The following is a 14,133-nucleotide window of genomic DNA, read 5'->3' on the forward strand; positions in this document are numbered from 1 at the left end:
AGCGGCAGCCTACGACGCTTCGCTGGTCTGCGGAGCGGAACCGAGCAGCCCGGTCTCGCAACCGATTCCGTTGGCCCGGTACAGCCCCTGGTCGAGGCGGGCCGTCGGCGAGAGCAGCATGTCGGCCTCGAGCTGCCGCACCTGCTTGGCCGGGGTGCCGTCGGCGCCGAGGCGACGATCGGCCGGCTTCTCGTACAGTGCCGCGCCGCCACACATGGCCTCGGCGAAACGCTGCCTGCCCGCCAGCTGACGCGCCTGCGCCCGCTCCTGGTACTCCGCGCGCGCCCCCGGTTCGATCGCGGCGAGGAACGCCTGCGGATGCACCACCGCGAGCAGACCCGACACGTGCCCGAAGCCGAGCGAGGTCACCAGACCGGCCTTGAGCGCGAACTTCTCGCCGAAGCGCAGCGGTTCGCGGGCCCACACCAGGTGCGGGTAGGCCTGCATCTTCTCGTCGACACAGTCCAGGCTCCGGTTCGGCGGCACCACACCGTTTTCCAGCACCTGGCACAGGCCGATGAGCTGGAAGGCCGCCGCGCCGCCCTTGGCGTGGCCGGTGAGGCTCTTCTGCGACACCACGAACAGCGGTGCGCCCTCGCTGCGACCCAGCGCGCCCGCGAGCCGCTCGTGCAGCTCCGACTCGTTGGGATCGTTGGCGGCGGTGGAGGTGTCGTGCTTGGAGATCACCGCGATGTCGTCCGGGGTGACACCGAGCTTGCGCAACTCGGCGGCGAGTCGCGAACCGCTGCCGCCACGCCCCGCACCCAGCGCACCGAGACCCGGTGCCGGGATGGAGGTGTGCACGCCGTCGGCGAAGGACTGCGCGAAGGCCAGTACGCCAAGCACCGGCAGACCCATCTCCACGGCCACGTCACCGCGGGCCAGCAGCACGGTGCCGCCACCCTGTGATTCCACGAAGCCGCCGCGACGGCGGTCGTTGGCGCGGGAGAAGTACCGGTCGCTGATGCCCTTGGCGCGCATGGCCGCCGAGTCGGCGGTGGCCGACATGTCACCGAAGCCGACGATGCCCTCGATACCGAGATCGTCGTAACCACCGGCGACCACGACCTCGGCCTTGCCGAGCCGGATCTTGTCGACGCCTTCCTCCACCGACACCGCCGCCGTGGCGCACGCCGCGACCGGGTGCACCATGGCGCCGTAGCTGCCGACGTAGGACTGGACCACGTGCGCCAGTGCGACGTTGGGCAGCGCCTCCTGCAGGATGTCGTTCGGGCGCGGCTCGCCGAGCAGGTTGTCGACGTAGAGCGAGCGCATCGAGGACATGCCACCCATGCCGGTGCCCTGGGTGTTGGCCACCAGGCTCGGGTGCACCCAGCTCATCAGCTCGTCGGGGCTGAAGCCCGCCGAGACGAACGCGTCGACGGTGCAGACGATGTTCCACAGCGCCACCCGGTCGATCGAGGCCGCCATGTCGGCGGAGATGCCCCAGATGGTCGGGTCCCAGCCGGTGGGGATCTGACCGCCGACCACGCGCGACAGCTTCGCCTTGCGCGGCACCCGGATCTCGGTGCCCGCCTTGCGGGTCACGGTCCAGTCGCCGGAATCGGCGACCGGGGTGATCACCGTGTGCTCGGGATCGGCGGTGTGGAACGCGCGGGCCTCGGCCTCGCTCGCCACCGTGAAGGACAGGTCCTGGTCGAGGAACACCGAGGTGAGCAGCGGCGCGGCATTGTCGAGCATGGCGCCGTCGTCTTCGTAGCGGCGCACACCGCAGCGTTCGACGACGGTGTCGTGGTAGCGCTCGGCCACCTCTTCCTCGGGCACGAAGTCACCGGATTCGGTGTCGTACCAGCCCGGCTTCGGCTCGTTCTCCCAGCGGATCAGACCGGTGGTCCAGGCCAACTCGAGCACGCCCGCCGCCGAAAGCTCGTCCTCGACTTCCATCTCGAAACGCGTGCGCGCGGAGCCGTACGGGCCGAGCTCGCCCGCGCCGACGATGACGACCATCTCGCTGAGATCGGCGGTCACCTCGCCCCATTCGGGCACCGGCAGCGCCGAGCTCATGGTCGGCGGTGCGGGCAGCGCGGCGATGGTCGCGGCGGTGGCCGCTTCCTCCTCGGCCGCGGCCGCGGCTTCCTGTGCCTGCTTGGCCAGCGCGGGCAGGTCGAGCTTGGCGCGGGCCAGGCCGCCGGTCAGGTCGATCTGCTGCGGGCCGGTGACCGTCACCTGACGGGCACGCGAGGTGCACCACTTCAGCAGTTCGTCGGCCATCTCGGCGGTCGACCAGGTGTGCACGCCCGCCGCCTCGACGGCCTCGACCATCGGGTCGTTGTGCCCCATCAGCCCGGTGCCGCGCACCCAGCCGATCAGCGCGTGCACCAAGGTCACCCGTGCTGCCCACGACTTCTCGGCCCGCCACTTGGCGACCACCGCGTCGAGCGCGGCCTTGGACTCGCCGTAGGCACCGTCGCCACCGAAGAGGCCACGGTTGGGCGAACCCGGAAGCACCACATGCAGTTTCGCGTCGACATCATGGTCGGCGCCGAGGGCGGACAGGCCGCCGATCAGGCGCTCCACCGACCACAGCAGTACGCGCATCTCCATCTCCGCGCGCGCACCGGCGTCGGCGAGATCGCCCGCGACGCGCGGCGCCGCGAACGGCAGCAGCAGCGTCGGGGTCATGGCGTCCTTGACCTTGATCTTGGCGCCACCGGCGTTGTCGACCTGCTCGGACCCGACCCACTCGATGAGCGCGTCCAGGTCCTGGTAGGAGGCCATGTTCGCGGGCACCACCCACAGCGCCGCGCCGTGGCGGGCGTTGTCGCGGTACAGCGAACGGTAGAACCGCAGCCGTTCGTCGTTCAGGCTCGAGGTGGTCACCACCACGGTGGCACCGCCGGCGAGCAGCTTGCCGGTGACGGCGGCGGCGATGGAACCCTTGCTGGCACCGGTGATCACGGCGACGTCGTCGGACCACAGCCCCGGTTCGCTGGTGTCGAGCGCGGCCTGCGCGATCTGCGCGTACACCCCGGCCAGCACCGAACGGGCCTCGTGCATAGCCCGCTGACGCCACCAGTTCGCCTGTGCGGCAACCGCTTCCCCGGCACCGTAGTAACCGTCGATCGACAGTTGGGCGGTCTCGGCGTCGTTGCCGAGCCACATCTTGGCGAGGTCCTCGCGGGCGGTGGCCCAGCGGTCGTCGATGAGGACGGCCTTGCGGGCGTCGAACGCGGGAGCGACCAGGCGCGGCCAGTCCGAACCCAGTTCGGCCGACACGAGGTCGACGAGGGTGTCGGGGGTGGCTTCGGGCGCGCTCACCTGCTCGCTGAGGCCGAGTTGCTCGAGCACCACCCGGGCCGCCGTGGCGAGCACGCCGTCGCGACCGGTGATCTGCTCGGTGAACTCACCGAGCGCGGCCGCGTCGACGGTGCCACCGGACGCGCCACCGGCCGAAGGCAGCGAGACCGCGACCCCGCGCCGGGCGGCGACGGCCTGCACGGCCGCGTCGATGGCGGCATCGACGGAGGCGGCGTCGGTGAGAGCGCCACCGACGAGTCCGCCGAGGTCCCCGCCGCGCACGCTGGCACCATCGCGGGTGCCGAGCGAGACCTCGGCGGTGACGTGGCTGGCCCAGCCGTCACCCAGTTCCCAGACCTTCTTGACCCGGTCCGCGATGGCGGCGGGCCGCTTGCCCGACGGCCCGAAGACCTTGCGCAGGTGGTCACCGATGGCGTCGGTGAGCACGGTGCCGAACGGCTTGTAGGTGCGGGCCAGGCGTTCGACGGTGGCCGCGAGCGCGCCCATGTCGGCGTCGGCGGCACCGTCGATGGCACCGAGCGAGAGCTCCGCGCCGAGGTCGACCAGCAGCTGGTTGCGTCGCGAGGACACACCGTCGCAGAGGCCCTCGATGGTGTCGACCGGACCGATCTGGTCCAGGCGCAGCTTGGTCCACAGCGCGATGAGCACGCGGGTGGCGTCGGCGGCGGTGAAGGCGATGTCGTCGGGGCGCGGTCCGCCGGTCGCCACCGGTGCGGCGGCCACGGGAGCGGCCGCGGCAGCGGGGGTTTCGGCGGCCGGGGTCTCCTCGATGTCGTCCTCGACCGGCGCGGGATCGGTGTCGGTGGAGTAGACGACCGCGGCATCGCGCTCGACATTGACCACCTCGACGGTCGCCCCACCGAACGCGGGCAGCTTCAGCGTCTGGCTCGCCAGGTTCGCCACGGTCGGCGTGGCACCGAGACCGATCTCGACGAAACGCTCCACTCCGAGACCACCGTGGGCGGTGTCGGTGAACAGCAGGTCCTGGGTCTCGATCCAGCGGACCGGGCTGGCGAACTGCCAGGCCAGCAGCTCGATCAGCACCACGCGGCACAGTTCGGCGTCGCGCTCGGCCCAGCTGTCGAAGTCGGCGAGCACCGCTTGCAGCGGCTCCGACGGCACCAGTTCGGCGATCTCGGTGAGGAATTCCCGGTCCAACGAGAACGGCCGCGGCACCAGGTTCGGGATGTAGCGCCCGACCAGAACCTCCGGGTGCACCTCGGTGGGCAGCAGCTGTTCGAGCTTGTGCCGGAACTCCGGCACGCCGTCGCGCAGCACCGAGGAGTGGAACGGCACGTCGATACCGGGGACCAGGATGAACGCCCGCTTGCCACCGAACTCGGCGCGGCGACGGTCGATCTCGGTCTCCAGGGCCTCGAGCCCGGCGACGGTGCCCGCGATGGCGTACTGCGAGCCGCGCAGGTTCAGGTTCACGACCTCGAGGAACTCGCCGGTCGCTTCGCCGATGCCGGTGACGAAGTCGATGACCTCGTCGTCGGGCAGGCCGATCTGCGACGGGCGGATGGCGGCCATCCGGTAGTCGCTGCGGCCCTGCGCGTCACGCGGGACCAGCTCGTGCATGGCCGAACCACGCTGGAACACCACCTCGAGCACGGCTTCAAGCGGCAGCACACCGGCGACGGCGGCCAGCGCGTTGTACTCACCGACCGAGTGCCCGGCCAGCATGGCGCCTTCCACGAAGGCACCGGCCTCGCGCAGCTCGGCGACCTGGGCGACACCGAGGGTCGCCATGGCGACCTGGGTGAACTGGGTCAGGTGCAGCACACCGTCGGGGTGGCGGTGTTCGACACCGCGCGCCTTGAGGTAGGTGGGGTTGTCGCGCACCACCGCCAGGATCGAGAAACCGAGTGCTTCGCGGGTGTGCGCGTCGGCACGCTCCCACACCTGCTTGGCCGCCTTCGAGCGGGTCAGTGCGTCCAGGCCCATCCCCTTGCGCTGGATGCCCTGCCCGGGGAAGGCGTACACGGTCTTCGGGGCGGCGGTGCGCCCGGTCGCGGTCATGACCAGGTCACCCTCGACGCGGCAGGAGACCTCGACGATCTCGGCGCCCGCGTCCACCGCGATCCGCTCCACCCGCACGTCCACGGTCGCGCCGGGGCGCACCATGCCGAGGAACCGGGTGGTCCATGCCGTGAGAGTGCGTGCGGGAACGGAGCTTTCGGGATCCACCGCCACCACGGCGTGCTGGGCGGCGGCCGAGAGCCACATGCCGTGCACGATCGGGCTGCCCAGGCCGGCCAGCTTGGCGGCGGCCTCACTGGTGTGGATCGGGTTGTGGTCGCCCGAGACGGCGGCGAAGGCGTGCATGGCGCGCGGGGCGGCCATGCTCACATCGCGACGGCGGCGACGCGGGGTGTCGGTGGCCGCGCCGGACACGGACCCGGCGGCCCGCGGCGGGTCGGTGAGCTCACCGGCGCCGTTGCGGCCCCGGATGGCGAACCGTTCGACCAATCGGGCCAGCGGAGTCGCGTCGAGGCCCTGATCGAGGATGACGCCGATGCTCACGGCCACCTCGACCACGCGGCCCATATCGGTGTCGACCACTTCGCCACCGTCGGCGCGGACGACGAGAATCGCTGTCTCCGAGGGAGGTTCGGCGAGCAGTTCGATCTGGTGGTCCAGGTGGACCAGGTCGAGCATGCCCTCGATCACCGAACCGCCTGCGGGCGTGCGGGACGCGCCGAGCACCGCGAAGACGGCGGGCCAGCAGGCGCCGACGAGCACGTCGGGTGCGGTCCGGCCGAGGGTGCTGAGCGTCTCGGGCAGACCCGAGCCGGTGACGCCCGCGTGGTCGGCGATCAGATCCGGCCGCCAGGCCAGGTTCAGGTGCGCCACACCGGATTTCACCTCGGGCAGCGACGCACCGGCGGCCACACCGAGCAGTGCGGACATGGCGGCTTCGGCATCGGCTTCGGTGATGACCGGTGCCCCACCGGAGTACACGCTCGTCGGGACGGTGATCCGGATGCGCACCGCGTCCTTGCCGAGCAGCGGAACGACCAGTTCGACGTAGCTGAATTCGGCTTCCGGGCCGGTCGTTTCGGTGAGGGTGGCACCGGCACCGGTGTGCACCGCGCTGCCCTGCTCGACGACCCACTCCGACACCGCGCCGAGGCGATGCACCGGGTTGACGGTGGTGCGCCCGGCCCACTGCACGTCGGGGGCCGCCAGCACCGTGTCGATCGGCCCCGCGACCACACCGGCCACGCGACGCGCGTCGACGGGCGCCGGGGTGACACCCGAACGGACCAGGCTGAACGCGGCGTCCTGCTCGAAGCGGTCGAGCAGTTCGCCCACCGGCTCGTCGACCCGGGTGATGCCCGCGACGGCGACGGTGCCGGGGATCACGCACACCTGGTCGGCAGAGTAGCGCGGATCATGGGCCTGCCACAGCGAATCCGAGCGCCACCAGCGGCGCACATCGGCGTCGATGACGGGCACGAAGTTCACCGGCTTGCCCGGCGTCTTGCACAGCGAGACGAAGAACGGCACGTCGGCAGGGTGCAGCACGGTCTCGGCGACGGCCGGGTACTGCTTCTTCAGCGCGCACAGCGCCTGCACGGGGTGCTCGAAGTCGGCGTCGTCGGCGAAGAGGGTCTCGATCTCACCGCGGTCGGCCGGGTGCAGCCGGGCCTCGGTGCGGCGCATCATCTCCGCGAACCGGTCGCGCCAGCTGATGTCGAGCCAGTCCGAGCGGGTGGCGTCGCGAATGGCGTCACCGATATCGCTGCCGCAATCGAAGGAGATCGGGACATCGCTGGAAACGGCCAGGGAGACATAGCGTTCCAGCCACTGCTGGTAGGTCATGGTCGCCACGTCGCCGAAGTACGGCTTGGCGGTGGCGTCGAGCGCGGCGATGATCTCGTCGCGGCGCGCGGCCACGGCGTCGGCGTCACCGGCGACCTCGTCGAGCAGGCGGCCGGTGCGCGAGGCGGCGTTGTCGATCTCGTGGATGTCGGCGCCGAGCTGGCTGCGGCCCGAGGCCATGCCGCCGCTCGCGGTGCCCGCACCCACCCAGTCGGGGGTGCCGGGGGTGTCGACGAGCAGCTGCTTCACCTCGGGTGCGGTGGTCGCCTCGAGGGTGGCCATCGCCGCGGTGCCGACCAGCACACCGTCGAGCGGCATCACCGGGTAGCCGTGGTTGGTGGCCCAGGTGCCCGTGAGGTAGTCGGTGGCGCGCTCGGGGGTGCCGATGCCGCCGCCGACGCAGACGACAACGTTGGCGCGGGCGCGCAGCTCGGCGTAGGTGGCCAGCAGCAGGTCGTCCAGGTCTTCCCAGGAGTGATGCCCGCCCGCCTTGCCACCTTCGATGTGCATGATCACCGGGTAGTCCGGCACCTCGTCGGCGATCCGCAGCACGGCCCGGATCTGCGCGACAGTGCCCGGCTTGAAGGCCACGTGGCTGATACCGACCTCGGTGAGCTCGGCGATCAGCGCGACGGCTTCGTCGAGTTCGGGGATACCCGCGGTGACGATCACGCCGTCCAGCGGCGCACCGGCCGCACGCGCCTTCTGCACCAGCCGCTTGCCACCGAGCTGCAGCTTCCACAGGTACGGGTCGAGGAACAGCGAGTTGAACTGCACCGCGCGACCCGGCTGCAGCAGCTGACGCAGCTCGGTCATCCGGTCGGCGAAGATCTGTTCGGTGACCTGTCCACCACCGGCCAGCTCCGCCCAGTGCCCCGCATTGGCCGCCGCCGCGACGATTTTCGCGTCGACCGTGGTCGGCGTCATGCCGGCGAGCAGGATCGGCGAACGGCCGGTGAGGCGGGTGAACGCGGTCTCCACGACGATGCGGCCGTTGGGCAGGCGCACCGGCTTGGGCGCGAACGCCGACCACGGCACCGACGGTTCGGGTGCCGCACCCGGGGTGAGCAGGCTGCGCTGACCCGCGCGCGTGGCCGCCGCGACGACACCGACACCGGTGCCCTTGAGCGAACCACCGGTGAGACGGGAGAGCAGGTCGCCGGGGCCGAGGTCGAGGATCCACTGGGTGCCCGCCTCGACGGCGGAGTCGACGATGGCGACCCAGTCGATCGGGTCGACCAGGATCTGCTGGGCAAGGGAGGCGGCCAGGTCTACGTCGAGCTCGCACTGACGGGCCCAGCCCGCGACCACGTCGACGGTCTCGGCCAGGGCCGGATGGTGGAAGGCGACGTCGACGGTCACGTCTTCGAAGACGGGCGAGAACACCGCGCCACCACGGATCTTCGCCTCGCGCTCACGGTTCTGTTCCTCGTGCAGCTGCGCGCAGCGCGCCCGCACCCGGTCGAGCTGCGCGGGCGCACCCGACAGCACGACGCGCCTGCGGCCATTACGGATCGACACCACCGCGGCCTGCGCCGGGTCGACCCCTTCGCTCACCTCGGCGACGATCGCGCGCAACTGCTCCGGATCGACATTCGACACCGCGACCATCGGCGAGCGCTCCCCCACCGGCATCAGCCCGCGCCTGCGCGCGATCAGACCGGCGGCCGCACCGACGAGCTGGGCAATCGCCAGCAGCTCCGCGTCGCGGGCGCCACCGGCGCGCACGGCCTCGGCGGCGAACAGCCCCTGGGAGTGTCCGATGACGGCGACCGGCGCGTGCTCGGCCGGGTCGAGACCCTGCAGGCGAAGCGCGCGAATCGCCGCGAGCTGGGTGAGCAGCACGCCCGGCATCGAAACGGCCGCCGACCGCAGTACCGCGTCGGCCGGCGCCGAGGACGGCTCCTCCGGCTCGTCGAGTTCGCTCTCGAGTACCCAGCCCATGGGGTCGAACCCACCGGGACGAACCATCAGCAACTGCGTGGCAACCGGCTCGACCAGCGCGGCGGCCTCACCCACCAGCGCCGTGAGCTCCGATTCCAGCGCGCTGTCGCGCCCGATCTCCTCGAGCTCACGCAACCACTGCGCGCCCTGTCCGCCAAAGGCCAGCGCGTACCCCGCGCCACCACGCAACTGCTCGAGCAGCGACACCCGGACACCCGTTGCCCGGCCACGACCTTCGGCTTTCGCGGTCGATCCCGTGCCCATCTCGGTGCTCTCGTTGATCGTCAAGTCGCTCGACTTCCTTCTCCTGGCGCTCCGCCCACCGACGGCACGCACACGTATCCGGCAGCCCCTCGGGCCTGTTAGAAGCCACGATCGCACAAAATCATGAGGAAAGCCTCACGTTTGCCGCCCCCACGGCAGCTACCACCCAGTATTTCCGCACGCCCGTACCACTTTATTCTGAAACATGACCCCGCCTCATGTTTGAACGCGCAGGTGAGGCCCTACTGTCCGTTTGCAAAACATGAGTGCCCCTCATATTGACCTTTATCGAATCGTTATAACCCCAGGTCGTGTTACCCACCAGTACGCCACGCCGCCCCAACGCTTGGGAGAGCCCGATTCGCCCGGTAGAGTTTGGACGGTCGTACACATCCAGCGCGAGTGGCGAAATTGGCAGACGCGCCAGATTTAGGTTCTGGTGTCCACGGACGTAGGGGTTCAAGTCCCCTCTCGCGCACACATTCCTGGCCTTCGGGTCAGATCGCGGCTGAGCGGACTGCTTCGCGGGTGTCTAGAACCCGGCGCGTGCGAGAAACGTCTCGGCGTCCTGCACGGTGACCAAGTGGCTCACCTTCAGCCACAGGCCGGTGCGGCGGTCGAGGTACTCCATGTCGTTTCCGAGACCGGGCGGGTCAGAGGGGTTCTGGTACTGGTTGAACACCGCGAAAGCGGTGCTGTCGTCGCGGAACGCGATGCCCTGGTAGCGCATCGTCTCGTAGTAGGAAGTGGGGTTCACGTTCGCGACCTGGAAGATGCCCGCCAACCCATCGTGGGCGGCCAAACCTGCGACCAGTGGGCTGTTCTTCGCCAAATCGCAGGTACCCGCGCGGAGAACGTGGCGTTGTACGACCGGGCTCGGTTCGCAGTGTACGATCCCCGCTCGCAGGGTCGCGGGCATCCCAGCCATCAATGCCTCGATATGCCGAGAGTAAGCCGCCGAGGAAGACGCGGCCGCCGCCTGCGACGGGGACGGCTCGGACGAATCAGGCCGGTCGGCGAGGACCACGACCACGCCAACGACTACCGCGGCGGCTACACACAGCCACGCGGCGACACCGGTGATCACCACCGTCCGCGTTGCGTGAACCGCCCGTGCCCGCGTGGGTGCGGCAGCCTCGGTGCGTTGCGAGGGGACCTCGGGCGACGGCGTCACCGATCCGACTGGCGCGAAAGATGTTCGGCGGGGACCAGAGCGCCGGAACCTGATTTCGACGAGCGCCCCCGTGAGCAGACTCGCCCCGATTACCGTCAGCCCGATGGTGAGCGTGGTACCGGCACTGTCCTTGTTCGCATGCTGCCGCTCGATCTTCTCCTGATAGGTATAGGAGTCGACCGTGGAACCACGGCGAGTGATCTCGCACCGATCACCGACGGACATGATCTTCCCCTCACAGGTCGGAACCGCATCGGGATCCGAGGTCATTCCCCCGAGCCCGACCAAGGTCGCCGCACCCCCGACCAAGAACGCGATCGCCGCCATACCGAGCAACAACTTCACCGCACCAGAACGCGATCGCCCCACCCGTGTCATGCAATGGACCCTAAGCGCTTTGGGGAACAGCTCGCACTCTCGGAGCCTCACCGTCTCGGCATGCCCCTTGCGCGGCCTTCGAAAGAGCCTTCGGCTCCACTTCGATTCCCTCGGCCAGCAGGTAGGATCTCGGCTCTGCCCCACTCCGCGGCCCAGCCGGAAAGAGTGCCTCCCGGCGCAGTGGCGCTCGCAAGGTCGACACATCAGTATCCCCGTAGCAAAACCCCGGTGCCACTGCACTTTTCATCACAGCGGCACCGGGACTCCCGAATCAGGGCAGTTGCGTGCCGACTTACCTTCTCAGGGCAGAACCTGCGGAACGACCTCCGGATTCACATGGCCCACAACGCCACCGATGATGGCACCGACGGCCGCGTGGGGAAGCACACCGAGGAGGAGGCAGATCGGGTAACCCACGCCCAATATGATCGCGGACGGGATGCAGTTGACCAGAGTGGCCAGCGCACCGAGACCGGCACCAGCGAGGGCACCGTTGACCACCGGGTCGGAGTTCTCGGCTTTCGGATTGGTCGCGACCTCATGCAATTGGGTATCGATCACGTCCGAAACCACGGGAGCGGTTGCCTCCGAAATCGCGGGAGCGGCCACTTCCGAGACCACGTTTTCGTCCGAAAGCTGGGCGGCCTGCGGAATCGAAGGCTCGGCCTCCTGGGAAATCACTGCGCCCGCCGGGACGGCGGATCCGAACGAGAACGCGGCGACGGCCGTCGCAAAGTTGTTCTCCTGGACAGCCAGCACGGTGGCCGGCTGGTCGGCGGTGACGTCCGCCGACGCAACGCCACTGCCGGCGAATGCGACCGCCATAGCCACAGGCAGTGCACCGAGGAGAATGTTGCGGGTTGAGCGCATGAACATTGACTACTCCCTCTCGACCTTTTGCCCCCCAAAGCCGGACCAATCGAATGTCGACCGGGCTATTAGTAATAGCCGAAAGATATTAAATCAATCTTTGTGATCAATTTCACATTTACGTCGCTTGACCAATCCATTCTGTCGTTCGGATTCGCGATCGATATGCGAATCACCTTTCGCACACAGACTTGAGACACGCACGCTGCGTTCGGAATTCAGCATGAGTGCCCGGCTCACGGTCGGCCGCGTGGTGGCCTCGACGGAATGAACGAGCCCATGGAGATGGCCGTCCGAAAGTCATCGATGATTCTCGCCGGCCAAGAAGGTTCGAACCGAGTTTCGCGCCGAGTAAAAGCGCTGTCCGCCAGCTGGGTGAAGAACGAGATAGGTCAGCGCAGCAGTGCACGCAAATAACGGCGGCGATAGTGGCGCTGGGTGACGAGCAGGATCGGAAAGATCGTCCGCCAGAATCCGGTCGGCGCGGGTCGGGTGAGCGACCTCAGTGTGAATTCCACGGTCCCGTCAGGTCGTCGATGCACCACGAACGCCTCCTCACCACACACCGGATGCCCCGGCAGGGTGCCATAAGCGAACCCACACCTGTCCTCGGTATCGACCACCGCCACCACCCGCACGGGTTCATGGACCGACAGCGGCCCCCATCCCACGCTCACCCGATACTCCGCGCCGACAGCGACGGTCCCATCCGGGACGACCCGAAACCCACTGCGCCGCTTCACACCCCAGCACAACACCGCCTGCCTCGCCGCTTCCCACACCTGCTCACCGTCCCCGATCACCACGGAGGTCTCGAATCGCCGGAACCCGTCGAGACCTTCGGCCCAGACGCGCTCGGCGGGGCAGGTCGCGCCTGCGGGTGCGTAGGTCAGATCGTGCATGCCCAAGACGGTACTTTTCCCGACAACGGCGGCGGTCAGCTCCGGGGACAGGGACCAGATCGTCGCACGGCCGTTTAGCATCGACGTGTGGGTTTGGTGTTCGAGGGGCGCGGGTCCGATTCGCCGTGGATTTCCACGGTGTGGACGTGCCGCAGCGAGCACGTGGCGGAGATGACCTCCGTGGCGACCGAGACGTGGGGCTTGGTGTTCTGGGACCAGGACGGTGTGCGCGGAGCCGCGGTGACGGGGCCGGAGAGCCGGGCGGGGACGGCGCCGGTACCCGAGGGCGCCAGTTTCGTCGGTGTCCAGTTCGCTGTCGGCACCTCGTTGCGTACCGTCGCGACATCGTCGCTGGTAGACGGCGGAATCATGCTGCCGGACGTCACCGGACGCGGCTTCTGGCTCGACGGAACGCGCTGGGAGACACCGCATCCGGACGACGCCGAGGCGCTCGTCGAACGGCTGATCGCGGCGGGGGTGGTCGGTCGCGACCCGCTGGTCGTCGAGGCACTGCGTGGTGCACGGCCTGCGGTCGGTGAGCGGACACTCGAACGCCGGTTCCGCACCTCGACCGGCCTCACGCAGGGGGCGGTCCGCCAGATCGAACGCGTCCGCACCGCGGCGCTGCTGCTGAGTGCGGGTGAGACCGCGGCCGATGTCGTGGCCAAGCTCGACTACTACGACGAACCCCACCTCGCCCGCGCGCTGCGACGCTATGTCGGGCGCACAGCGCGGCAATTACGCGAAGGTGCGGGCGGGGCGATCGCGCTCGGTCAGCGCACCACGTCATAGACGAGTTTCGCCACACCGTTGCGGTAGGTGTCCGAATCACGCAGCCGCAGCTGCTGCTTCGGCCGGTCCGAGTGACTGAAGAGGTTCTTGCCCGCGCCGAGCAGGACGGGGAAGACCAACAGGTTGTAGCGGTCGATCAGGTCGGCGTCGCCGAGACTCCGTGCCAGTTCGGCGCTGCCGTGGACGAAGACGGCCCCGCCGTCGGACTGCTTCAGCTTCTCCACGTCCGCGAGGGTTCGCAGGATCGTGATGTCACCCCAGCCGTCGATCAGGTCGTCCTCGGACAGTGTCGAGGACACCACATACTTGGGCAGATCCTTGTACGCGGCGTGGTCTTCGGAATCCCGCCAGATCGGCGCGAACGCCTCATAACTGCGACGCCCGAACATCAGCGCCGAGGTTTCCGCGAGCTCCTCCCCCTTGAGCGAATACGCCTCCGGCACGAACTCCGTCTGCATCACCCAACCACCACTGCGATGCCCCTCGACGGTGCCACCGGGCGAATCGACCACCCCGTCGAGCGACATGAATCCCGTGTAAACCAGCTCGCGTGCCATGCGATTCCTCCTGAAGATCTTGCGTCGGACTGCACTCACCCTAGGTCGAGGCACCAACACCCGTCTTGGACGAAACCGACACCATCACCGCGCGGGCCAGGTCGACGCGGTGTCCGCCGGGCAAGGCGAATCCGGCCGGAAGCAC

At 69.1% G+C, this 14,133-nt stretch carries 6 protein-coding genes and 1 tRNA gene; 2 read left to right on the top strand and 5 right to left on the bottom strand.

Annotated elements, in window-relative coordinates; genetic code table 11:
* Positions 1-9 precede the first annotated feature (9 nt).
* A complete protein-coding gene (locus NCO8_RS24745; RefSeq protein WP_067642525.1) occupies positions 10-9,339 on the bottom strand; it encodes a type I polyketide synthase in 9,330 nt (3,109 codons plus the stop codon).
* Between the two features lie 372 nt (positions 9,340-9,711).
* On the opposite strand from NCO8_RS24745, the gene NCO8_RS24750 reads away from it, so the two are divergent.
* A tRNA-Leu gene (locus tag NCO8_RS24750) sits at positions 9,712-9,793 on the top strand.
* Between the two features lie 54 nt (positions 9,794-9,847).
* Here the strand turns inward: NCO8_RS24750 and NCO8_RS24755 are convergent.
* The 3 genes from NCO8_RS24755 to NCO8_RS24765 form a co-directional block, all read right to left on the bottom strand.
* Positions 9,848-10,867: a hypothetical protein gene (locus NCO8_RS24755; RefSeq protein WP_157105080.1), complete on the bottom strand. Its 1,020-nt coding sequence runs from the start codon at positions 10,865-10,867 to the stop codon at positions 9,848-9,850.
* A gap of 300 nt (positions 10,868-11,167) precedes the next feature.
* Positions 11,168-11,743, bottom strand: coding sequence for a hypothetical protein (locus tag NCO8_RS24760; RefSeq protein WP_067642532.1), 576 nt, complete (start codon positions 11,741-11,743; stop codon positions 11,168-11,170).
* 386 nt (positions 11,744-12,129) lie between these two features.
* Positions 12,130-12,639, bottom strand: a complete 510-nt coding sequence (locus NCO8_RS24765; protein ID WP_067642733.1) for a DUF1990 domain-containing protein — start codon at positions 12,637-12,639, stop codon at positions 12,130-12,132.
* An 87-nt stretch (positions 12,640-12,726) separates the two neighbouring features.
* Here NCO8_RS24765 and NCO8_RS24770 point away from each other — a divergent pair, with 87 nt between their 5' ends.
* On the top strand, positions 12,727-13,431 hold the full coding sequence (locus NCO8_RS24770; protein ID WP_067642535.1) for a helix-turn-helix domain-containing protein: 705 nt from the start codon (positions 12,727-12,729) through the stop codon (positions 13,429-13,431).
* Here the strand turns inward: NCO8_RS24770 and NCO8_RS24775 are convergent.
* Complete coding sequence (locus NCO8_RS24775; protein ID WP_067642538.1) at positions 13,413-13,988, bottom strand: dihydrofolate reductase family protein; 576 nt, start codon at positions 13,986-13,988, stop codon at positions 13,413-13,415. The genes NCO8_RS24770 and NCO8_RS24775 overlap by 19 nt on opposite strands.
* Positions 13,989-14,133: the final 145 nt, after the last annotated feature.

It is taken from the genome of Nocardia coubleae NBRC 108252, from assembly GCF_001612805.1.
GTDB lineage: Bacteria > Actinomycetota > Actinomycetes > Mycobacteriales > Mycobacteriaceae > Nocardia > Nocardia coubleae.